The organism is Duganella sp. CF517 (genome assembly GCF_900110275.1).
In the GTDB taxonomy this organism is placed as follows: domain Bacteria; phylum Pseudomonadota; class Gammaproteobacteria; order Burkholderiales; family Burkholderiaceae_D; genus Rugamonas.
The window spans coordinates 42,557-62,186 of sequence record NZ_FODC01000010.1 but is presented as its reverse complement, the minus strand read 5'-3'; the positions used below and the strand labels follow the sequence as shown (position 1 = coordinate 62,186).

At 62.4% G+C, this 19,630-nt stretch carries 22 protein-coding genes, 2 tRNA genes and 1 riboswitch; of the genes, 12 read left to right on the top strand and 12 right to left on the bottom strand.

All coding sequences use genetic code 11. The annotated features are described in order from the left end of the window. The first annotated feature begins 137 nt into the window (after positions 1-137). Positions 138-1,430 carry an antiviral reverse transcriptase Drt2 gene (gene drt2 / locus BMX85_RS28300; protein WP_090327332.1) on the top strand — a complete coding sequence of 431 codons (1,293 nt, stop codon included), beginning with the start codon at positions 138-140 and terminating at the stop codon, positions 1,428-1,430. A gap of 88 nt (positions 1,431-1,518) precedes the next feature. Here the strand turns inward: drt2 and BMX85_RS28295 are convergent. The 10 genes from BMX85_RS28295 to BMX85_RS28250 all read right to left on the bottom strand — a co-directional run bounded on the left by BMX85_RS28295 (position 1,519) and on the right by BMX85_RS28250 (position 7,959). Continuing rightward, positions 1,519-1,594: transfer RNA gene (locus tag BMX85_RS28295), tRNA-Lys, on the bottom strand. 13 nt (positions 1,595-1,607) lie between these two features. Continuing rightward, positions 1,608-1,683, bottom strand: a tRNA-Lys gene (locus tag BMX85_RS28290). Positions 1,684-1,740: 57 nt separating this feature from the next. Further along, positions 1,741-2,496 (bottom strand): tol-pal system protein YbgF, encoded by a 756-nt coding sequence (gene ybgF, locus BMX85_RS28285; protein ID WP_090327623.1) that lies wholly within the window; start codon positions 2,494-2,496, stop codon positions 1,741-1,743. A 107-nt stretch (positions 2,497-2,603) separates the two neighbouring features. After that, entirely contained in the window at positions 2,604-3,134 is a 531-nt protein-coding gene (gene pal / locus BMX85_RS28280; RefSeq protein WP_090327327.1) for a peptidoglycan-associated lipoprotein Pal, read from the bottom strand. Between the two features lie 35 nt (positions 3,135-3,169). Next, positions 3,170-4,435 (bottom strand): Tol-Pal system beta propeller repeat protein TolB, encoded by a 1,266-nt coding sequence (tolB, locus tag BMX85_RS28275; RefSeq protein ID WP_090327322.1) that lies wholly within the window; start codon positions 4,433-4,435, stop codon positions 3,170-3,172. Between the two features lies 1 nt (position 4,436). Then, positions 4,437-5,378 carry a cell envelope integrity protein TolA gene (gene tolA, locus BMX85_RS28270; RefSeq protein WP_090327319.1) on the bottom strand — a complete coding sequence of 314 codons (942 nt, stop codon included), beginning with the start codon at positions 5,376-5,378 and terminating at the stop codon, positions 4,437-4,439. Between the two features lie 12 nt (positions 5,379-5,390). Next, positions 5,391-5,828 (bottom strand): ExbD/TolR family protein, encoded by a 438-nt coding sequence (locus tag BMX85_RS28265; protein ID WP_090327316.1) that lies wholly within the window; start codon positions 5,826-5,828, stop codon positions 5,391-5,393. A 15-nt stretch (positions 5,829-5,843) separates the two neighbouring features. Beyond that, positions 5,844-6,536: a protein TolQ gene (gene tolQ, locus BMX85_RS28260; protein WP_090327309.1), complete on the bottom strand. Its 693-nt coding sequence runs from the start codon at positions 6,534-6,536 to the stop codon at positions 5,844-5,846. 15 nt (positions 6,537-6,551) lie between these two features. Then, positions 6,552-6,974, bottom strand: a complete 423-nt coding sequence (gene ybgC, locus BMX85_RS28255; RefSeq protein WP_090327305.1) for a tol-pal system-associated acyl-CoA thioesterase — start codon at positions 6,972-6,974, stop codon at positions 6,552-6,554. Positions 6,975-7,206: 232 nt separating this feature from the next. Next, the gene (locus BMX85_RS28250; RefSeq protein WP_090327295.1) at positions 7,207-7,959 is read right to left on the bottom strand and encodes an SDR family oxidoreductase; all 753 of its coding nucleotides are present in this window, start codon (positions 7,957-7,959) and stop codon (positions 7,207-7,209) included. A gap of 162 nt (positions 7,960-8,121) precedes the next feature. After that, a riboswitch (ZMP/ZTP riboswitch) is annotated at positions 8,122-8,245 on the top strand. A gap of 99 nt (positions 8,246-8,344) precedes the next feature. On the opposite strand from BMX85_RS28250, the gene glyA reads away from it, so the two are divergent. The 8 genes from glyA to BMX85_RS28210 all read left to right on the top strand — a co-directional run bounded on the left by glyA (position 8,345) and on the right by BMX85_RS28210 (position 15,483). Then, positions 8,345-9,592, top strand: coding sequence for a serine hydroxymethyltransferase (gene glyA, locus BMX85_RS28245; RefSeq protein WP_090327617.1), 1,248 nt, complete (start codon positions 8,345-8,347; stop codon positions 9,590-9,592). 80 nt (positions 9,593-9,672) lie between these two features. Next, positions 9,673-10,143: a transcriptional regulator NrdR gene (gene nrdR / locus BMX85_RS28240; protein ID WP_090327291.1), complete on the top strand. Its 471-nt coding sequence runs from the start codon at positions 9,673-9,675 to the stop codon at positions 10,141-10,143. A 113-nt stretch (positions 10,144-10,256) separates the two neighbouring features. Next, positions 10,257-10,826 (top strand): type IV pilus modification protein PilV, encoded by a 570-nt coding sequence (gene pilV, locus BMX85_RS28235; protein ID WP_090327287.1) that lies wholly within the window; start codon positions 10,257-10,259, stop codon positions 10,824-10,826. Next, positions 10,823-11,773 carry a PilW family protein gene (locus tag BMX85_RS28230; RefSeq protein ID WP_090327282.1) on the top strand — a complete coding sequence of 317 codons (951 nt, stop codon included), beginning with the start codon at positions 10,823-10,825 and terminating at the stop codon, positions 11,771-11,773. The genes pilV and BMX85_RS28230 overlap by 4 nt, the downstream gene beginning before the upstream one ends. Position 11,774: 1 nt before the next feature. Continuing rightward, a complete protein-coding gene (locus BMX85_RS28225) occupies positions 11,775-12,308 on the top strand; it encodes a pilus assembly PilX family protein (RefSeq protein ID WP_229210705.1) in 534 nt (177 codons plus the stop codon). An 18-nt stretch (positions 12,309-12,326) separates the two neighbouring features. Next, positions 12,327-14,468 (top strand): pilus assembly protein, encoded by a 2,142-nt coding sequence (locus BMX85_RS28220; protein ID WP_229210704.1) that lies wholly within the window; start codon positions 12,327-12,329, stop codon positions 14,466-14,468. Next, entirely contained in the window at positions 14,465-14,920 is a 456-nt protein-coding gene (locus BMX85_RS28215) for a type IV pilin protein (protein ID WP_090327278.1), read from the top strand. The genes BMX85_RS28220 and BMX85_RS28215 overlap by 4 nt, the downstream gene beginning before the upstream one ends. 11 nt (positions 14,921-14,931) lie before the next feature. Further along, on the top strand, positions 14,932-15,483 hold the full coding sequence (locus BMX85_RS28210; protein ID WP_090327274.1) for a GspH/FimT family protein: 552 nt from the start codon (positions 14,932-14,934) through the stop codon (positions 15,481-15,483). An 18-nt stretch (positions 15,484-15,501) separates the two neighbouring features. Here the strand turns inward: BMX85_RS28210 and BMX85_RS28205 are convergent, their stop codons facing one another. Then, entirely contained in the window at positions 15,502-15,828 is a 327-nt protein-coding gene (locus BMX85_RS28205) for a hypothetical protein (RefSeq protein ID WP_090327269.1), read from the bottom strand. A gap of 277 nt (positions 15,829-16,105) precedes the next feature. Between BMX85_RS28205 and ribD the strand changes: the two genes are divergently transcribed. The 3 genes from ribD to BMX85_RS28190 all read left to right on the top strand — a co-directional run bounded on the left by ribD (position 16,106) and on the right by BMX85_RS28190 (position 18,604). Continuing rightward, positions 16,106-17,176 (top strand): bifunctional diaminohydroxyphosphoribosylaminopyrimidine deaminase/5-amino-6-(5-phosphoribosylamino)uracil reductase RibD, encoded by a 1,071-nt coding sequence (ribD, locus tag BMX85_RS28200; RefSeq protein WP_090327606.1) that lies wholly within the window; start codon positions 16,106-16,108, stop codon positions 17,174-17,176. A 12-nt stretch (positions 17,177-17,188) separates the two neighbouring features. Beyond that, positions 17,189-17,824 (top strand): riboflavin synthase, encoded by a 636-nt coding sequence (locus tag BMX85_RS28195; protein ID WP_090327265.1) that lies wholly within the window; start codon positions 17,189-17,191, stop codon positions 17,822-17,824. 243 nt (positions 17,825-18,067) lie between these two features. After that, positions 18,068-18,604, top strand: coding sequence for a TlpA family protein disulfide reductase (locus BMX85_RS28190; protein ID WP_090327261.1), 537 nt, complete (start codon positions 18,068-18,070; stop codon positions 18,602-18,604). Positions 18,605-18,649: 45 nt separating this feature from the next. On the opposite strand, the gene BMX85_RS28185 is transcribed toward BMX85_RS28190, so the two are convergent. Further along, positions 18,650-19,414: a transporter gene (locus tag BMX85_RS28185; protein WP_229210703.1), complete on the bottom strand. Its 765-nt coding sequence runs from the start codon at positions 19,412-19,414 to the stop codon at positions 18,650-18,652. Positions 19,415-19,630 lie beyond the last annotated feature (216 nt).

Here is a 19,630-nt window from a genome sequence, read left to right as displayed (position 1 = left end):
ACGTCATTCCTAACATATGCGGCTCGGCCCCTCTCGGGGTGAGATGGTAAGAGGATTACTTGGTTTATCCGGAAGGGCGGTTAGTAGAGTGCCGCCATCTGAGCCCTTCCGGTTTGCTAGCTTAAGGCGTTTCGCAAATGCAGACGACTAGAGAGCCTTGGTTCCGTAGAAGAGGGTATCTTCACTTTGATCGTCCCGTAGGCCAAGCGGCGGCGCTAACTATCGTTAGTGATCCTGTTCGCGTCGCTCAGCGTAGTTTTTTTCCTTTCCTTGACTTCGATATTCTCAGTACCAAAGTAAAGTGGGATGACGATTTGGAGCAGCTTGTGCGAAAGCGCAAGGAGCGGAAGGTCGCTTATGCATCGCATATCGATAGTCACATCTACTCTTATTATTGCCAATTGCTATCTGCTCGATACGAGCAAGAATTGACTCGGCGCGGCCTAGAGGATTGCGTTTTAGCCTTTCGCTCCCTAGGGAAAAGTAACATCCACTTTGCTGCGGAAGGGTTCACAGAGGTTTCGCGACGTAGCAATTGCTTTGTCCTTGGCCTAGATATTCGCGGTTTCTTCGACACATTGGATCACAAAATACTAAAGTCGGCCTGGATGGCTGTCCTTGGTGTGGCGCAGCTTTCTCCTGATCACTACGCGGTATATAAAGCCATCACTCGGTTTTCGATGGTGAATCTCGATTCGGTGTTGGAACTGCTTGGTATATCGAAGAATAACCCGAAAAAAGGTCGTAATCGCCTGTGCTCCCCTGAAGACTTTAGGGAAAAAGTTCGTCCCTCCGGAATGATTCGGGCAAATAGTACGGGAAAAGGGATTCCGCAAGGCTCGTCAATCAGCGCACTGCTATCAAATATCTATATGCTAGAGTTTGATTGTTTTATCAATGAATATGTTGAGGGATTAGGAGGGAAATATTTTAGGTATTGTGACGATATGTTGTTTGTATTGCCACTGGCCGCGAAAACTACCTGCGAGGCAGTTATTAAGGATGCTATCTCAAAGTGTAAGCTGGAGATTCAGGATGCGAAGACAGAGCGCCGTGATTTTGTGACACGAGGAGGCCGCTTGGTGACGGATAAGCCTCTTCAGTATCTAGGTTTCCTCTTTGACGGTGAGCGAATTTACCTTCGTTCAGCCTCTCTCGCTAGATACTCAGATCGGCTCATGAGGGGTATGCACGTAGCGAAAGCAACCATGAGAAAGCGCAATCGGGCGCGAGTTGCGCGAGGAGCAGACCCCCGCCCGCTCTTCATGGGGAATCTCATGCGGCGTTATACCTACTTTGGGCGACGGAACTTCATTAGCTATGGATATCGGGCTGCCAAAATAATGAACTCGCAGAGTATCAGGAAACAGCTTCGGCCGTTGTGGACGAAGTTCCAGTTGGCTTTGAAGGAAGAGCGACGAAAACGATAGGGAAGGCAGAGGGCTTCGTTCTGACCAGAGAGCGACCAGAAACAAAAAAGCCCACGAACCGAAATTCGTGGGCTTCCTTGATAATTCTTGGTAGGCCGTGCGGGATTCGAACCTGCGACCAACGGATTAAAAGTCCGCTGCTCTACCAGCTGAGCTAACGACCCAAGGGTGCTTCGGTGGTAGGCCGTGCGGGATTCGAACCTGCGACCAACGGATTAAAAGTCCGCTGCTCTACCAGCTGAGCTAACGACCCCCGAAGAAGCGAGATTATAGGGGGTATCGGCCCAACCTGTCAAATGCCCTCAGGACATTATTTTCCGCCGAGGCGCTGTTTGGCCGTGACGGCGGCCGACGACTCCGGATATTGCTTGATCAGGTCCTGCAATGTCTTCTTGGCGGCCTTGTCCTTGAGCTCGGTCTGGCAGCTGGCGATGTTGAGCATGGCGTCCGGGGCCTTCGGGCTGTCCGGATAGTTCTTCAGCACCTGCAGCTGGGCGCTGATGGCGCTCTTGCAGTCGCGCTGGGCGTAGAAGGCGTTGCCGAGCCAGTATTGCGCGTTGGGCGTGTAGGCGGACGCCGGGAACTGCCGCACGAAGTCGGACAGGGCCGTGCCGGCCGCCTTGTAGTCGCCCGCCTTGAACAGTTCCATGGCGGCGTCGTAGTTCTTCTGCTCGCTCGGATCGACCTGGGCGGCCTTGCCGTCGACGGTCACTTCACGCGGCTCGAGCTTGCGCAGGCGGGTGTCGAGGTCGACGTAGAAATCCTTCTGGCGCTTTTGCGCGTTCGACAGCTCGTTTTGCAGCACTTCGATCTGGCCGCGCAGCTTATTGAGCTCCTGCATCGTGTTTTCGTTTTGCGTGACCAGGTCCAGCGCGGCGGACTTGTCGGACTTGGTGTCCAGGCGCGCGTTCATTTCGATGCGCATCGCTTCGACCTTGGCGCGCAGGTCGAGCAGGGCTTTACGGGCTTCCTCGTCGTCGAACAGGCCGGCGTGGGCTTGCATCGGCAGCCACGTCAGCGCGGCCAGCAGGGCGGCGGCGAGGCCGGATTTGGTGAGTTTGTTCATGTCGGGCGCTTTCAGCAAATCAAAATGGAAACGGGGCAGGGCGCGGTTGAATACCGCGCGCCGCCCCGTATTATGCCTGTGACCCGGCAAAAGGGTAGTGCTTTCGATTACTTGTAGACGATGTCAGCACGACGGTTCTGTGCCCATGCCTCTTCGTTCGAACCGGTCGCTTTTGGCTTCTCTTTGCCCAGCGAGACGGCTTCGATCTGCGATTCCGGCACGCCCAAGGTGGTCATGGCTTTGCGCACGGCTTCGGCGCGCTTCTGGCCCAGCGCCAGGTTGTACTCGGAGCTGCCGCGCTCATCGGTATTGCCTTGGACCAGGATCGAACGCGATTTGTTTTTGGTCAGGTAAGCGGAGTGGTTTTCCACCACTGGCTTGCCATCGGCGCGCACGACATAGCTGTCGAGGTCGAAGTAGATGCTGCGGTTGGCCAGCACGCCCTTTGGATCGTCCAGCGGGTCCAGCGATTTGGTTTCAACCGGGGCGACGGTACGGGTGTCCGATTGCGATGGCGCGGCCTTGTCGGCCGGGCGCTCGACGACTGGCGCCGGCTCCGACACTTTGACCGGGGTCGAGCACGCCGACAGGATGGCGGCGGTGGTGATGGCGAAAGCTAAGCTGCTGAGTTTACGCATTTGATTCTCCTAGTAATTGATTGGTTTGAATTGAATTACTGCATGAACGGACCCCAGGTGGGCTCCTTGATGTTGCCCGCCTGCGTGGTCAGGCGTTGCTTCACACGTCCGTCGACGGACACCACGGCCAGCGACTTGCGGCCGCCGGCTTGCGTGGCGTACATGATGTATTTGCCGTTGGGAGCGAAACTCGGCGATTCGTCGCTGGTGGTGTCCGACAGGCGCTGCTCCTGGCCGCTGGCCAGGTCCAGCACGTACAGCTGGAAGTTGCCGTCGCGGCGCGAGATGTAGGCCAAGGTCTTGCCATCCGACGAGATGCGCGGGCTGGTGTTGTAGGTGCCGCTGAAGGTCACGCGCTTGGCTTCGCCGCCGTCGGCGCTCATGCGGTAGATCTGCGGGCCGCCGCTGCGGTCGCTGGTGAAGTAGATGCTCTGGCCGTCGGCCGAGAATTGCGGCTCGGTGTCGATGCCGTTGCTGTTGGAGACGCGGCGCAGTCCGCTGCCGTCGGTGTTGACGGTGTAGACCTGGGTGTGGCCGTCCTTCGACAGCGCCACGGCCAGTTTGTTGCCGGCCGGCGACCACGATGGGGCCGAGTTGCTGCCTTTTTCGTTGGCGACCACGGTGCGGGCGCGGGTGACCAGGTTTTGCACGTAAACCACCGGCTTTTTCTGTTCGAACGAGACGTAGGCGACCTTGGTGCCGTCCGGCGACCACGATGGCGAGATGATCGGCTCGTTCGAGCGCAGCGCCAGTTGTTCGCCTTCGCCGTCGGCGTCGGCCACCAGCAGCTGGTAGTTGCGGCCTTCCTGCTTGACGTAGGAGATGCGGGTGGCGAAGGCGCCGCGGATGCCGGTCAGCTTGAAGTAGACGTCGTCGGCGATCAGGTGGGCCGACAGACGGGTGAACTGCGCGGTGACGGCTTTGTCCAAATTGGAGATCTTGGCTTGCTTGACGGTGTCGAGCAGCTTGTAGCGCACGTCGTAGCGGCCGTCGGCCAGCGCGTCGACGGTGCCGACGACCAGCGCGTCGGCGCCCTTGGATTTCCAGGCGCTGTAGTCGATGTTGTTGACGTCGCTGATGACGCCGGCGTCGATGACCTTGAAGGCGCCGCTGCGCTCGAGGTCGGCCTTGATGATCTCGGAGATCTTCTGCGGCGACACGCCTTCATTGGCGAAGCCGGCCACGGCGACCGGGATCTGGTTGCTGCCGACACCGGAAATTTCGATGCGCATCTGCGCCTGGGCGCCGCCCATGGTGGCGGCAATGGTCAGGCCGGCGTAAAGGAGGGTCAGTTTTTTCATATCAATGCATATCCTTTAATTTAAAGACGGCTGTAAATTCGCGCTCCACCGTACCATCTTTCTTCTTCGGCAGTGGTGACGATTTTTCAATCGCGTTCTCGATCGCTTCGTCGTAGGCGGTCGAGCCGCTGCCCTTGATCTTGCGCTTGTTGATGACTTCACCGGACGGCAGTTGCGTGATCAAATAGGTCGCGGTCAGCGTGTCGTCGGCACCGCCGAACGCCAGATTGCTCTTGATCTTGGCGCGAACGGCGGCCTCGTAACCGCCGTCGGAACGGCCGCCGGTAGATTGCGCGGCCGTGCCGGTCGAACCTTTGGCGGCCGAGCCCGTGATGCGGCTCATCTCGGCGGCGAACGCCTTGTCCTTGGCGGCCTTCTCGGCTTTTTCCTTGGCCAGTTTCTCGGCGGCGGCCTTTTTCTTATCTTTTTCCTTTTCGGCCAGTTCCTTCTTGTCCTTCTCGGCCTGTTCCTTCTCTTCCTTCAGCTTTTGCTCGGCGAGTTTCTTCTCAGCCAGCTTCTTGGCGTCCAGCTTGGCCTGTTTCTCTTCGGCTTCCTGTTTGAGCTTGGCTTCCTTGGCTTCGGCCAGCTTCTTCTCTTCGAGTTTTTTCTTCGCCTTCAAGCGTTCGAGGGCGATGTCCGGTTCCTTCGGCGCGGGCGGCGCCTCCACCGGCGGTGGCGGCGGGGTCTTGACCACGGGCGTCGGCTCGGGTTCCGGCTCCGGTTCAGGGGCGGGCTCGGGCGTCGGGGCGGGCGGCGCGGCGTCCTGCACCTTCATGTCCCAGATCTCGGCCTGCACTTCGGTCGGTTCATTGTTCTGCCAGCTTACGCCGACCCACAGGAACAGCAGCAGCACCGCGTGCATCGCCACCGCCAGCACAATGGAGCGCCAGCCTTCGTTTTGTCGCGGAACCTTGTACGGACCGCCTGCGGTTGCGGGTTTCATCGTCTGCACGTGTTATTTGGTGGACAAGCCGACCCGGTTGATGCCCATCTTTTTCGCTTCCGAGATCAATTGGATGACGTCGTCGTACTTGCTTTCCTTGTCGCCGGCGATCAGCACCGGATAGTCCGGATGGCTCTCGTGCAGCGTGCGCAGTTTCTTGACCAGCGCGTCGCGGTTCGGGGCCGTTTCGGGCGCGTCCTCGCCTTTGCCCTTGACGCCGATAGACAGCGCGCCGTTCGGCTTGATGACGATCTGCACGTAGTCGCTCGGCGGCTTGGTCGATTTTTCAGCGTTCGGCAAGTCGACGATGCTCGGATCGGTGGCCGACGGCATGACCATGAAGATGATCAGCAGAACCAGCATGACGTCGATGTACGGCACGACGTTGATCTCGGACTTGAACTTGCGGCCGCGGCCGCCGCGCATGCTGCTGGAGAAAGAAGAAGCCATGGTCTCTCTGCCTTCTTAACGCGATTGACGTTGCAGGATGTTGGAGAACTCTTCGACAAAACTTTCGAAGCGGATCGCCAGACGATCGATGTCGTGCGAGAAGCGGTTGTAGGCGACGACCGCCGGAATCGCCGCGAACAGGCCGATGGCGGTGGCGATCAGCGCTTCGGCGATGCCGGGCGCGACGGCTGCCAGGGTGGCTTGCTGCACGTTGGCCAGGCCGCGGAAGGCGTTCATGATGCCCCAGACGGTGCCCAGCAGGCCGATGTACGGCGACACCGAGCCGACCGAGGCCAGGAAGGCCAGGTGCGATTCAAGCACGTCCATTTCGCGCTGGAAGGCGGCGCGCATGGCGCGGCGGGCGCCGTCGAGGATGGCGCCGTGGTCGACGGTGTCGCGGCTGGCGGCGTAGGCGGCCTTGCTCTTGATGAATTCACCCATGCCGGCTTCGAAGATGCGCGCCAGCGGGCCGCTGGTGGCGCGGTCCTTGCCGGCGTTCTGGTGCAGCGCGTGCAGGTTGCCGCCGGCCCAGAAGGTTTTTTCGAAGTCGATCGTCAGGCGGCGCGCCGAGCGCACCGCGAACAGTTTACTGAAGATGTAGGTCCAGCTGGTCAGCGAGATAATGAACAACAACGCCATGATCAGTTGCACGATCAGGTGGGCATTGGAGATGAGGGACAGGAAAGAGAGGTCTTGGGTGACGTTCATTGTTTATCAGTCTGATCAGTCTGTTTTGGTGATGTTGGTGATGCTGCGCATTTTGTCCGCGACGGCCGGCGGCACCGCGCGGGGGCGCAGCGTCGCGTCGACGCAGCCGACCTTGACCCGCGCCGTGTTCAGCAGTTGCTCGCCGCACCAGGCCTCCTGGACAAAGGAGATCGAGGCGCGTCCTAATTTTTCGATACTAAGTGTCAATTTTATTACGTCGTCAAGCTTAGCAGGCGCATGATACTCCGCGCTGACGCTTTTGACGACGAACATAGCGTCGTGCTCCTGCAATAAAGCGTGCTGGCTCACATTGAGCTGGCGCAGCCATTCGGTGCGCGCGCGCTCGAAGAACTTCAGATAGTTCGCGTAATAGACGATACCGCCGGCGTCGGTGTCTTCGTAGTAGACCCGGACGTTCCAGATGAACTCTGCTGGCATGTTGTTAGGATTGCAAGTTGTGTTGAGCAACATTCTACGCGATTTTGTTCTTTTGGTTGAAGCTTGAACGGTGAAAAGCACGTCCTTCCCGCCGGTTGTGCGGGATTTCAACTCGCGGCGCAAAGATTGCACTGCCGACAGTTAAGCGTTTTATGAGCAACTTGCCAAGGATTGTAACAACCGCTTACGAATTGCAGGGGGCGGCCGCGTCTGCGTGGCCCCCTGGTTGAACCTACTGAACGTTGCGTTTGATGGCCAGCGGACCGTAGCCCTGGCACGTCGGCATCATTTCGATGCGGTTGATGTTGATGTGGGGCGGGAGGGTGGCGATCCAGAACGCCGTGTTGGCGATGTCCTCGGCCGTCAGCGGCACGGTGCCTTCGTATACCTTGGCGGCGGCTTCGTCGTTGCCCTTCATGCGCACGTTGGAGAACTCGGTGCCGCCGCACAGGCCGGGCGCCAGGTTGGTGGCGCGCACGCCGGTGCCGATCAGGTCCGCGCGCAGGTTCAGCGTGAACTGCTCGACAAACGCTTTCGTCGCGCCGTAGACATTGCCGCCTGGATATGGCGTCGCGCCAGCCACCGAGCCCAGGTTGATGACGGTGCCGCTGCCGCGTTTGACCATGTCCGGCAGGATCGCGCGGGTCATGGCGACCAAGCCGCTGCAATTGGTGGCGATCATCGTGTCCCAGTCGTCCAGCGACGATTCGTGCGCCGGGGTCACGCCCAGCGCCAGGCCGGCGTTATTAATCAGTACGTCGATCTGCTTCCATGCGGCCGGCAGGCCGTCGAGGGCGGTTTTGATCGAAACCTTGTCGGTGACGTCCAGCACCACCGGCAGCACGGCGTCGCCCAGTTCTGCCGACAGGGTTTGCAGGCGGTCCTCGCGGCGTCCGCTGATCAGCACTTTGTGGCCGTTTTGAACGAAAGTGCGGGCCATGGCGGCGCCGAAGCCGGCGGTGGCGCCAGTGATGAAGACGATCATGTTTTATCCTTGTCGGTGAGGTAAGAGGGCGGAAGGCTGGACAAAATTGTAGCCGAAATGGCAGCAACGCTCGCGGTCCCCGGGGAAAACGCACAATCTTGTAAGTTATGCAAGTCATTTCCTTGCTCAAATCTGGCGCATAAATTACAATCCGGGTTCCATTACGTCTCACGTAACTGGCGAAAAGCTGCGGTCGGCCCCAAAATGGTGCGTCGGTCCGTCGGCGAAAGGTGGGCATCCACCGGGAAACGTGAGATTTCACTAGCCGTTCGCCTGGGCAGCCCATCGATGGAAAGCACGAAAGAGGCTGCCTGTCCGCTATCGGCGTCCCTCATTCGATCCAGCCTGCCAAGTACTACAGTTACTCATTCGATTGGAGTTTTTCATGTTCGCAAAAGATCACACCCTCGCCAAGGTTGACCCGGAATTGTTCGGCGCCATCCAAAAAGAAAACACCCGCCAGCACGACCACATCGAGCTGATCGCGTCGGAGAATTACACGTCGCCGGCCGTGATGGAAGCGCAAGGCTCGCAGCTGACCAATAAGTACGCCGAAGGCTATCCGGGCAAGCGTTACTACGGCGGCTGCGAATACGTCGACGTCGTCGAGCAACTGGCGATCGACCGCGTCAAGCAACTGTTCGGCGCCGAAGCGGCCAACGTGCAGCCGAACTCGGGCTCGCAGGCCAACCAGGGCGTGTTCTTCGCCGTCCTCAAGCCGGGCGACACCATCATGGGCATGTCGCTGGCCGAAGGCGGCCACCTGACCCACGGCATGCCGCTCAACATGTCCGGCAAGTGGTTCAACGTCGTCTCGTACGGCCTGACCCCGGAAGAGGACATCGACTACGCCGCCATGGAAGCGCTGGCCAAGGAACACAAGCCCAAGCTGATCATCGCCGGCGCGTCGGCCTTCTCCAAGAAAATCGACTTCGAGCGTTTCGCCGCCGTGGCCAAGGCCGTTGGCGCCTACTTCATGGTCGACATGGCGCACTACGCCGGTCTGATCGCCGCCGGCCTGTACCCGAACCCGGTGCCGCACGCCGACTTCGTCACCTCGACCACGCACAAATCGCTGCGCGGCCCGCGCGGCGGCATCATCCTGATGAAGGCCGAGCACGAGAAGATCATCAACTCGGCCATCTTCCCTGGCATCCAGGGCGGTCCGCTGATGCACGTGATCGCCGGTAAGGCCGTCGCTTTCAAGGAAGCATTGACACCCGAGTTCAAGGCTTACCAGCAGCAAGTCGTCATCAACGCCGACGTGCTGGCCAAGACCCTGATCAAGCGCGGCCTGCGCATCGTGTCCGGTGGCACCGAGTCGCACGTGATGCTGGTGGACCTGCGTCCGAAGAACCTGACCGGCAAGGAAGCCGAAGCGATCCTGGGCACGGCGCACATCACCACCAACAAGAACGGCATCCCGAACGATCCGCAGAAGCCATTCGTGACTTCCGGCATCCGTCTGGGCAGCCCGGCGATGACCACGCGCGGTTTCAAGGAAGCGGAAGCGGAAGAAGTCGGCAACCTGATCGCCGACGTGCTGGACAACCCGCACGACGCCGCCACCATCGAGCGCGTCAAAGCGGCGGTGAAGGTGCTGGCTGATAAATACCCGGTCTACGCCAAGTAATTTGTGTCAGTAGTAAGGCGGGATGCCGGCCTGGCCGGCGTCCCGTCAAGTGGTTCAATGTAAGTTTGCCCATGGCTCATATGAAATGTCCGTTCTGCCAGCATGAAGATACCCAGGTTCTCGATACGCGTGTATCCGAGGAAGGGGATTCCATACGCCGGCGCCGGCGTTGCGGCAAATGCGATAAACGATTTACCACGTATGAGCGCATCGAGCTGGTCATGCCTTACGTGGTCAAGAAGAACGGCAGCCGCACCGAGTATTCGGCCGCCAAGCTGCGCGGCAGCCTGACCCTGGCCCTGCGCAAGCGCCCCGTGGCGGCGCCCGCCGTGGACGCGGCCGTGTTGTCGATCGAAGAAAAATTGCTCACCAGCGGCAAGCGCGAAGTCGACACTGGCTACATCGGCGAGCTGGTGATGCAGGAGCTGCAGCGCCTCGACAAGATCGCGTATATCCGCTTCGCATCGGTCTACAAAAACTTCGAAGACCTGGCCGAATTCCAGGACGCCATCGCCGAAGTCGGACAGGACCGCAAACCGCGCAAAAGCTAGCATCCTGCTAGCGCACCCTTGATCCACCTCATACCTCGGCCATTGGCCGCTGCTACCGTCTAGCATAGTCCCCGACAGTCGCCGACTGTCGCTGTCGACTTGCGGAGGTGCGCATGCCCACGGCCCGTGCTGTTGCCGGCTTTACCCTGCTCGAAGTGATGATCGCCGTGCTCGTGCTGGCGTTGGGCATCGTCGGCGGCGTGTCGATGCAACTGGCGGCGCTGCGCGCCCGGCACCAGTCGACCTTGCTGGCACAGGCGTCGTGGCTCGCCGTCGGCATGGCCGAACGCATGCGCGCCAATCCCGAACAGATGCGCCTGGCCGACGGCGCCAACCTCTATCTCACCCTCGATTACGATGTGCTGGCCGAGCCCAACCCGCCGCCGCCGGCCGCGCTGTGCTATGGCGGCGATTGCGATGGCGCGCAGCTAGCCGCGTTCGACCTGTATGAAATGAAGGCGCTGATGCGGGAGAACTTGCCGGCCGGCCGCGCGGTGGTGTGCCGCGACGCCGGCCTGTGGGCGGGCGGCAAGCTGCGCTGGGCGTGCACCGGCGGCGCCGGCGCGCCGTTGGTGATCAAGGTCGGTTGGCGCGGCAAAAATCCGGACGGCACGCCGCGCAAGGACGAGGCCGGCGAGTATGTGCCAGGGGTTGCGCTCACCTTGGCCGTGGGAGCGCCATGATGCGCGCGCGCCAGCGGGGCTGGACGATTATCGAGCTGGTCATCGCCACCGGACTGGGCTTGGTGCTGACGTTGCTGGCCAGCGGCTTGTTGCTGGCGACCAGCGGCAGCTACCGCAACCACAGCGAGAACACGTGGATCGACGACGGCGGGCGCTACGCACTGGAAATTATGTCGCAGGCGATACGGCAGGGCGCTTATGTCAACTGGGATAGCAAGGAGGCGCCGGCCGAGCTGGCCGCGCACGAGCCGGCGGCGATCGCCGGGATCGACGCCAGCAGCGTCAGCAAGGCCAGCGACGGTATCTCCGGATTGGCGCCGGACATGGCCAACGGCAGTGACGTGCTGGCGGTGCGCTTTTCCGGCCATGGCGACGGCGCAAACGGCGACGGCTCCAGCCTCAACTGCGCCGGCTTCGGCGTGGGCGCGCCATCGGCCGTGATCGAGCGCGGATGGAGCATTTTTTATGTCGCCGCCGATGCCGGGGGCGAGCCGGAATTGCGCTGCAAGTATCGCAGCGCGGCGGGCTGGGGCGCCGATGCCATCGTGCGCGGCGTCGATTCCTTCCAGGTGCTGTACGGCCTCGATAGCGACGAGCCTGCCGATGGCATTCCCAATACCTTCGTCAACGCGACCGCGATCAACGGCATGGATGCGGCGCTGGCGCTGGTCGGCGCCACGCCGGAGGAACTGCAGCGCGATTTGCATCGCAAGACCAACTGGAAGCGCGTTTGCAGCGTGAAGCTCGCGTTGCTCTTGCATGGCGAGAACAACACGCGGGCCGATGCGGTGGTGCGCCGGTTCGATCTGTTCGGGCCGGCTTATTCGGACGGCCATGGCGACGATCGGGGCGTGCGGATCGCGGAGGGAATATTCCCGGAAGCGCAGCGCTGGCGGGCGCGGCGTGTATTCGGGATGACGGTCGCGCTGCGCAACAGGAGCGGCTGACGTGGCGGCGCGCCCGAGGGTTTGCAAGGCGCCGCGGCAAGAGCGCGGCGTGGCGTTGCTGGTGTGCTTGCTCATGCTGATATTGGTGATGCTGTTGGGCGTGTCGGCGGCGCAGCTGAGTTTGCAGGGCGAGAAAGCGGCGCGCGGCGAGCGCGATCGCGAAGTGGCGTTTCAGGCAGCGGAGGATGCGTTGGCGGATGCGGAACGTGACATCGAGGCGGGCGGCGGCGAGGTCGTCGATCCGGCCTGCGGCGAGGCGCCGGTGTGGCAGCGGGTCGACTTGTCCGGCGCCGTCGAGGGCGGCTGCACGGTCGCGTTTGGCGCGGCGACCGGGGTGGCGATGCCGACCGGGCAAGGCTTCGCGCCGTTCAAGAAACCGCGCTACCTGATCGAACGCACCGAGTGCCACCATCCGGGCGAGGATGCGTCGGCGGCCGCCACGCCCAGCTATTGCTATCGGGTGACGGCGATCGGTTTCGGCGCGAAAGCGGCGACCGAGGTGGTGTTGCAAAGCGTGTTCAGCAAGCCGGAGTAAGGAGGGCGTATGTCTGCGATGAACGGTCGGCGTTGGTTGGTGGAGATGCTGAAAGGGTTGGCGCTGCTGGCTGGCATGTTGGCCTCTGGCGCGCACGCGGCGCCGCCGGTGCTCGACATCGCCAGCGAGCCGCTGACGGCCGCGTGTCGCGTCGCCTCGCCGCCAGCCGGCGCCGCCGAGTTCGACGGCGCGTCGTTGCTGCGCGTGGCGCCGCCACCTGCCACCGCCGGTGCCGGCGAGCTTTTTCAGGCGAGTATCAATACCGCCGACTGGGGCGGCCACTTTTCCCGCTACATCTTGTCGCCCGGCGGCGCGGGATCTTCATTCACGCCAACGGCGATGTGGGACGCCGGTGCGCTGCTGACGGGCGACGGCGCGCGCCCGCCATCGCCAGACCCGGCGGCGCGTAAAATCTTCACGGCCATCGTGGAGCCGAACGGCGCGCTGGCGATGATCCCGTTCGAATGGAGCGCCTTGTCGGCCGAGCAGCGACAGAAACTGGATCAGGCGCCGCCGCCCGCCACCGGCGCCGATGCCTTCGGCGAGCAACGCCTCGCTTTCCTGCGCGGCGATCGGACCCAAGAGGGCAAGCTCTTCCGCACGCGCAGCAGCGTGTTGGGCGATTCCATCAACGGCACGCCGGTGTATGCGGGGCCAGCCCCCGGCGCGGCGTCGCGCACGCGGCCCGACGTCATCTATGTCGGCGCCAACGACGGCATGCTGCACGCCTTCAACGCCGCCGATGGCAGCGAGTTGTTCGCGTATGTGCCGAACGCGGTGATGGAAAAGTTGAACCGCCTGCCCGGTCCCGACTACGTTCACCAGGCGTATGTCGATGGGCCGGCAGGCGTTGGCGAGGCGGTGATTTCGGGCAGGGACAAGACGATCCTGGTCTCCGGCATGGGCGGCGGGGCGCAGGGTGTTTTCGCGCTGGACGTTACCGATCCGCTGCGGTTCGCCGACGGCGGCGTGCTGTGGGAATTCACCGACCGCGACGATACCCTGATGGGCAATGTCACCACGCGGCCGCAAATCGCAAAATTGCGGACGCGCACGGTGGCCGGCGTGCCGATCTACCAGCATTTCGCGGTCGTTGCGAGCGGGCTGAACACATACGCGCCGGACGGCAACGCCAGCCCGACGGGGAAGGGCGCCCTGTTCCTGCTGGCGCTCGACAAACCGCGCGGCGCGGCGTGGCTGCTCAACGCCAACTACTATCGTCTCACCACGCCGATTGCGGACGCCGCCTCGGCCAACGCGCTCAGCGCGCCGGTGCTGGTGACCGACCGCACCGGCTCGCTGCGTTATGGCTACGCCGGCGACCTGCAAGGTAATTTGTGGCGCTTCGATTTCGGCGGCGGCGCGCCCTGGGCGGGCGCGGTCGGTCCCGGTGTCGGCGGCGCGCCCCTGTTTGTCGCGCGCGACGACAGCGGCACGCGCCAGCCGATCACCCAGCAGCCCTTGCTGGCGTATGCCGAAGGCGGCGGTTATCTGGTTCTGTTCGGGACGGGAAAGTTGTTGGAAAAGGCCGACCGCACGTCGGCCGGTTTTTCACCGCAGTCCTATTACGCCATCCGCGACAGTCTGCTTGATCCCGCCGAGGTCGTCACTAGTCGCAGCCAGTTGACGCAGCGCGTACTGCTGGACAATGGCGGCACCGCGCCGTTCAGCTTGAGCGGCGCCAAGATGGAATTCGACAGCAAGGGCTGGTATGTCGATTTCCTGCAGGCGGAGAGAACGGGCGAGCGCAGCATCGATCGCGGCGTGCTGGCCGGCGGGGAAGTCTTCTTCAATACGCTGCTGCCCGCAAGTGATCCCTGTGACAAAGCCCGCGGCCGCACCTATGCGCTCAATGTGCTCACCGGGCTGGCCAAGGATAGCGCCGTAGCAAGGCTACCGACACCGCCGTCCACCGAGCAGCCGATTGTCGGGCAAGTGTCGGACGATTACCGGGCAATGCCGTCCCTGCTGCCCATTGCATCCAGCCAGACGCCGCGCGACCCTACCGGCCGCACGTACCTGCTCAAAGAGCTGGCCGTTGCCAACGTTTCCCCACACGGTAGCGTGGTCCTCGGCCGCGTCAAAGTGGCACAGCGCGCCGGTCGCCTCAGCTGGCGCGAGGTGGGCAATTGGCGTCAACTTCACGAGGCCGTCAAATGAGACATCGCGCGCGCAGGGGTTTCAGCATGATCGAGATGCTGATCGTAATGGTAATCCTCGCCGTCCTGGCCGCTGCCGCCATGCCGGCCTGGCAGCAGCATGTGATCAGCACGCGCCGCAACGAGGCGCAGGCGATGCTGCTGAAGTTGATGTTGCAGCAGGAGCGCTATTTCACGCAGCACGGCACGTATATCGCGTTCTCCTCCGGCTCGACCGATTTCGAGGCGCGCCAGTTCCAGTGGTGGAGTGGCGGCCGCGCGCCCGACAGCGGCTACGAGATCGAAGGCATGGCCTGCGACGACGAGCCGATCGAGCAGTGCGTGCAATTGGTCGCCACGGCCGGAACCGCCGTCGTCGATGCCGACTACCGCGACGACGAATGCCGCGAAATGACGGTCACCAGCATCGGCGAGCGGCTGTCCAAAGGCACGCTCGCCGAGTGCTGGCGCTAAGCGGGGCTGCCATGAAGCGAATCATCGCGGGAGTGTCGCTGGTCGAGCTATTGGTTGTGCTGGTGCTCGCTGGCATCCTGCTTGGCGCCGCCGCGTCCGCCTACCATGACGTGATGCGGCGCCAGCAGTTGCGGGTCGCCGTCAACGATCTGGTCGCCGCCATCGACCTGACCCGCTCGCACGCGATTGCGCGCGGCGGCCCGGTAATGCTGGGGCCGCTTGAGCCGAGCGGCAGGGACTGGGCCAAGGGCTGGATCGTGTTCGTCGATGCCAACGGCAACCGCCGGCCGGACGCCGGCGAACAGCGCCTATTCCAGCACGGACCGCTGCCGGCGGGAATGACAGTCGTCTCCGCATTCTCATCCGGGGGAACGCCGCTCTACCTCGCCTACAACGGCGCGGGACGCAGTTGCGCCGCAAGTAACAGCTTGTCGGCGCGCTGGGGTACGCTGTCGCTGGCGCGGGGCGACGATGCGCGCAACATCAAAATCAACATGCTGGGCCGACTGCGCGTCTGCGATCCTGCCATCGACCGTGTCAACTGCGGTGGGGTTAATGATTAATTACGGCGGTTATGCGGCTTAACGCATCTCTGCGCGTCTTGCATCAAGATCTTCCCGCATTTTCTTGATGAGGGTTGCGGTTTCCTCTGAGTTCTTCTTGACCTCGGCTTGAGCTGTGGCCGTGTTCTTGCCGGATTCAAAGGACGCCACCATATTCGACAGCACCGTCGCATTGAGCGCTGCCATACCAAGCACAGTCGCAATGGCGGTCGCGATATTCGTCCACCTTGGGTTTTTGATATCGTTACGCGTCTCACGTGCGGAAGCGATTGCTTCCACGATCAAGCGTTCGATGGACGCAACCCTGGTGTCCATCCTTGTCTCGATGGTTTCCAGTTTTTGCATTAAATTCCTCTCTGCTGGGACCGTGCATCGCCATTGAGCGCGAAGTGCGTTGATGGATAATACAAACACCATGTAATCGGCGCTTGACCCGCGTCGAAGGGCTGAACTCTGACGGAAGCCGGCAATCCTGACTAGTTTTTTCTCAGACGTTGGTATATGGCGGCGCGAGCAACGCGATTTCCATTTGCTTATAATGGCACAGGACGCAGCTGTGGCGCGAGAACCAACGGAATGAGCAATTAAGGACAATGTGAACATCAGCAACGATTTCGAAGGCATGACCCTGGCCCTGGAATGGGCCGCGAAGGGTCTGTACACGACCTCGCCCAATCCGCACATCGGCTGCGTGATCGTGCGCGACGGCCACGTCATCGGCGCCGGCGTGACGCAGCAAGCCGGCGGCGACCATGCGGAAATCCAGGCGCTCAAGGATGCGCAGGCGCGCGGCCACGACGTGCGCGGCGCCACCGCCTACGTCACCCTGGAGCCGTGCAACCACTTCGGCCGCACGCCGCCGTGCTCGGACGCGCTGGTCCGCGCCGGCCTCGGCCGCGTGGTGGCGGCGATGGAGGACCCGAATCCGCTGGTCGCCGGGCAGGGACTGGCCAAGCTGCGCGCCGCCGGCATCGAGACCAGCACCGGCCTGCTGGCCGAGCAAGCTTACGAATTGAACATCGGCTTTTTCTCGCGCATGACGCGCGGTCTGCCGTGGGTGCGCATGAAAAGCGCCGCCAGCCTGGACGGGATGACGGCGCTACACAACGGTGTGAGCCAGTGGATCACCGGACCGGAGGCGCGCGCCGACGGCCACGCCTGGCGCGCCCGCGCCTGCGCCATCCTGACCGGTATCGGCACCGTCAAGGCCGACGATCCGCAACTGACGGTGCGGGCGGTCGAGACGACGCGCCAGCCGCGCCGCATCGTGGTCGACAGCAAGCTCGATATCAGCCCGTCCGCCAAAATATTGGAGGGCGGCGGCGCCTGGATCGTGGCCGCCGTCGCCAATCCAGAGAAGGAAGCAGCCTTGCGCGCCACCGGCGCCGACGTCATCATGCTGCCCAACGCGGCCGGCAAGGTGGACTTGCCCGAACTGATGCGCGAGCTGGGCCGCCGGCAGATCAATGAATTGCACGTCGAGGCGGGCGGCAAGCTCAATGGCTCGCTGATCCGCGAGGGCTGCGTCGACGAGCTGCTGCTGTACCTGGCGCCGAGCCTGATCGGCGACGCGCAAGGCATGTTCGCGCTGCCGGCGTTGACCGACCTGTCGCTGCAACAGCGTCTAAAATTTCACGAGGTTAAGCAGATCGGCGAAGATTTGCGTATCCTTGCACGATTCACCCATCTTTAAGATTGCACTCACATGTTTACTGGAATCGTCGCCGCTGTCGGCAAAATTGAATCGGTCAAACCTTTGGAAGGCGGCTCCTTCGCGGGCGTGCGCCTGAACGTCAACGCCGGCGGCTTGCCGCTGGCCGACGTCGCGCTGGGCGACTCGATCGCCCTGAACGGCGCCTGCATGACCGTGATCGAAAAGACCGACACCAACTTCAGCGTCGACGTCTCGCGCGAGAGCCTCAATTGCACCGTCGGCCTCGACACCCTGACCGAAGTGAACCTGGAAAAAGCCGTGACCCTGAGCGAGCGCCTCGGCGGCCATCTGGTGACCGGCCACGTCGACGGCCTCGGCGTGGTGCGCAAGTTCGAGGCGGTGGGCGAGTCGTGGGAGCTGGTCGTCGAAGCGCCGCACCACCTGGCTAAGTTCCTCGCCTTCAAAGGCTCGATCGTCGTCAACGGCGTGTCGCTGACCGTCAACCGCGTGACCGACATCGGCACCGGCGCCGATCTGGTGTGCCAGTTCTCGATCAACCTGATTCCGCACACCATCGCCGTGACCACTTTGAAGCATCTGGCGGTCGGCAAGCAGGTCAACCTGGAAATCGACCTGATCGCCCGCTACGTAGAGCGGATGGTGTCCGTGGGCGCGGCCGGAAAGTAATCGTACTGCGGCCCGGGGCGTGATTCTCCCGCGCTGCGTCTCGGCTCCTGGTCTTCCCTGACGCAGGCGTCTGCCTTGATGCTCGTGGCGCACGCGCTGGCGGGACGGCGCGATTGCGGCGGCGGGGTGTTGCTTGCGATCCGCCTCCAAAATTTCCATGCGTTATTTGATTCTCGGCAATTCAGTTGGCTTGGCCCAGCCTAACATGCAGTGTCCGTCACTTCAAAAGCAGAGCAAACCGCCATGACTACCATCATAAGGTCACGTTTCCTTAAGCTAGCGTTCGTCCTGTTGCTGTCGATCCTCGCCTCCGGCGCGCAAGCGGCGATACACGATTTCGTCAATGGCCGGATGGTGGGCAAGACGGTCGAGCCAATGCGGCTGGACTACTTCGGCGCCAAGCCCGCCAGCCTGGGCAACAAGGTCGTGCTGATCGACTTCTGGGCCGTGTGGTGCGAGCCGTGCCGGCACTCCATCCCCGAGCTCAACAAGCTCCATGCCGAGTTGGGCGAGCGCGGACTCGTGGTGCTGGGCATGACGCGCGACGACGAGAAGAGCATCGCCGAATTTGTGACGCGCTTCCCGATGCAGTTCCATGTCGGCACCGATATCGACGGCGCGTTCTTCAAGCGCCTGGCGGTGCGCGCCATGCCGTACGCGGTGCTGGCCGACCGCAGCGGCAAGATTATCTGGCAGGGGGATCCAGGCGAGCTGACCCGGGAGCGGATCGAGGCGGCGCTGGGCGGGCAGGCGAAGACGGTCATACCCGCCGGGCGGTGAGCGCGGCGCTCCCGGTGGCGCTCCCCCTGGCGCGCCGGCGATTAGCTACCACAGCTTGGCCAATGGAAGCACAATGCCGCTGAACAGCGACCAATCCGGAGAGGCCGAAGTGAGGCCTCTGGCAACGCCCCAATCGATGGTCAGGCGCTTGGTCGGGCTGTAGGTGGCGGCTACCAGCAGCTGGGCGGTATTGGTCTGGCCGCTGCGGCGCGTGCCCGACAGTTCCGTGGTCACGCCCCATTTTTCCGACACGGGCGCGGAGAACGACGCCGACCAGCCCTTCTGAATCCGCCCGCTGCCGGCCTCGTAAGCCCCCAGCCGTGTCGCGTTCAGATTGGCGTCCATGTGGACGATGCCCATGTCCTGGCTGTAAATGCCGTTGAGGACGTAGTCGCTGCGACCGCTGCCGATGCTGTCTTTGGCGGTCGGCAGTTTCACGCCCAACTCCAGGCCAAACGCGGTGCCATCGTCGATGAGGAACGCGCGCTTGAGTTCCAATGTCGTGTCGCCGATGCCGCGCTGGCGCGGATCGCCGTCCGTTCGCGCCGAGACGTAGCCTTCGCCACCGATCAGCACGCCCCATTGTTCGTTGAACCCCAGTTTGAAGGTGTACGGCAAGCTCGCGCGCCGGTCGTCGTCCGTCTTGCTGCTCAGGCCGCCGAGCTCGAATTCCAGCTGGCCGGGCGCCGGCAGTTGTGCCGGGCTCGATACCGACGGGCGGTAAGGGGAGATCGGCGGGCCGTCCTGCGCGTGCAGCGGTACGGCCATGGCGGCCAACCCGAGCGAAATCAGCAGTTGGGCCGCAGGCACCGTTTTTTGTCGCGTCGTTCGACCCATCCGAAAATCTCCAGTTATTGTCAGGATACCGGCCCCGATTGTAACCGCCGGCTTGGCGCTCGAGCATGCCGCATGCCTTACCAGTCGGTAATGTTTGCAATATGCAAAGGCTCGAGGCCGCAAACGCCGTCTTTTGCCGGATAAAAGCGGCTGATTACGGTAGGGAAGGCGTAAATCCTTTAAAATAGC

What these genes read in the sequence shown, in the direction of transcription:
- drt2 (WP_090327332.1), top strand. Translation starts at nt 138, where the DNA reads ATGCAGACGACTAGAGAGCCTTGGTTCCGTAGAAGAGGGTATCTTCAC.
- ybgF (WP_090327623.1), bottom strand. Translation starts at nt 2,496, where the DNA reads ATGAACAAACTCACCAAATCCGGCCTCGCCGCCGCCCTGCTGGCCGCG.
- pal (WP_090327327.1), bottom strand. Translation starts at nt 3,134, where the DNA reads ATGCGTAAACTCAGCAGCTTAGCTTTCGCCATCACCACCGCCGCCATC.
- tolB (WP_090327322.1), bottom strand. Translation starts at nt 4,435, where the DNA reads ATGAAAAAACTGACCCTCCTTTACGCCGGCCTGACCATTGCCGCCACC.
- tolA (WP_090327319.1), bottom strand. Translation starts at nt 5,378, where the DNA reads ATGAAACCCGCAACCGCAGGCGGTCCGTACAAGGTTCCGCGACAAAAC.
- BMX85_RS28265 (WP_090327316.1), bottom strand. Translation starts at nt 5,828, where the DNA reads ATGGCTTCTTCTTTCTCCAGCAGCATGCGCGGCGGCCGCGGCCGCAAG.
- tolQ (WP_090327309.1), bottom strand. Translation starts at nt 6,536, where the DNA reads ATGAACGTCACCCAAGACCTCTCTTTCCTGTCCCTCATCTCCAATGCC.
- ybgC (WP_090327305.1), bottom strand. Translation starts at nt 6,974, where the DNA reads ATGCCAGCAGAGTTCATCTGGAACGTCCGGGTCTACTACGAAGACACC.
- BMX85_RS28250 (WP_090327295.1), bottom strand. Translation starts at nt 7,959, where the DNA reads ATGATCGTCTTCATCACTGGCGCCACCGCCGGCTTCGGCGCCGCCATG.
- glyA (WP_090327617.1), top strand. Translation starts at nt 8,345, where the DNA reads ATGTTCGCAAAAGATCACACCCTCGCCAAGGTTGACCCGGAATTGTTC.
- nrdR (WP_090327291.1), top strand. Translation starts at nt 9,673, where the DNA reads ATGAAATGTCCGTTCTGCCAGCATGAAGATACCCAGGTTCTCGATACG.
- pilV (WP_090327287.1), top strand. Translation starts at nt 10,257, where the DNA reads ATGCCCACGGCCCGTGCTGTTGCCGGCTTTACCCTGCTCGAAGTGATG.
- BMX85_RS28230 (WP_090327282.1), top strand. Translation starts at nt 10,823, where the DNA reads ATGATGCGCGCGCGCCAGCGGGGCTGGACGATTATCGAGCTGGTCATC.
- BMX85_RS28220 (WP_229210704.1), top strand. Translation starts at nt 12,327, where the DNA reads ATGAACGGTCGGCGTTGGTTGGTGGAGATGCTGAAAGGGTTGGCGCTG.
- BMX85_RS28215 (WP_090327278.1), top strand. Translation starts at nt 14,465, where the DNA reads ATGAGACATCGCGCGCGCAGGGGTTTCAGCATGATCGAGATGCTGATC.
- BMX85_RS28210 (WP_090327274.1), top strand. Translation starts at nt 14,932, where the DNA reads ATGAAGCGAATCATCGCGGGAGTGTCGCTGGTCGAGCTATTGGTTGTG.
- BMX85_RS28205 (WP_090327269.1), bottom strand. Translation starts at nt 15,828, where the DNA reads ATGCAAAAACTGGAAACCATCGAGACAAGGATGGACACCAGGGTTGCG.
- ribD (WP_090327606.1), top strand. Translation starts at nt 16,106, where the DNA reads ATGACCCTGGCCCTGGAATGGGCCGCGAAGGGTCTGTACACGACCTCG.
- BMX85_RS28195 (WP_090327265.1), top strand. Translation starts at nt 17,189, where the DNA reads ATGTTTACTGGAATCGTCGCCGCTGTCGGCAAAATTGAATCGGTCAAA.
- BMX85_RS28190 (WP_090327261.1), top strand. Translation starts at nt 18,068, where the DNA reads ATGACTACCATCATAAGGTCACGTTTCCTTAAGCTAGCGTTCGTCCTG.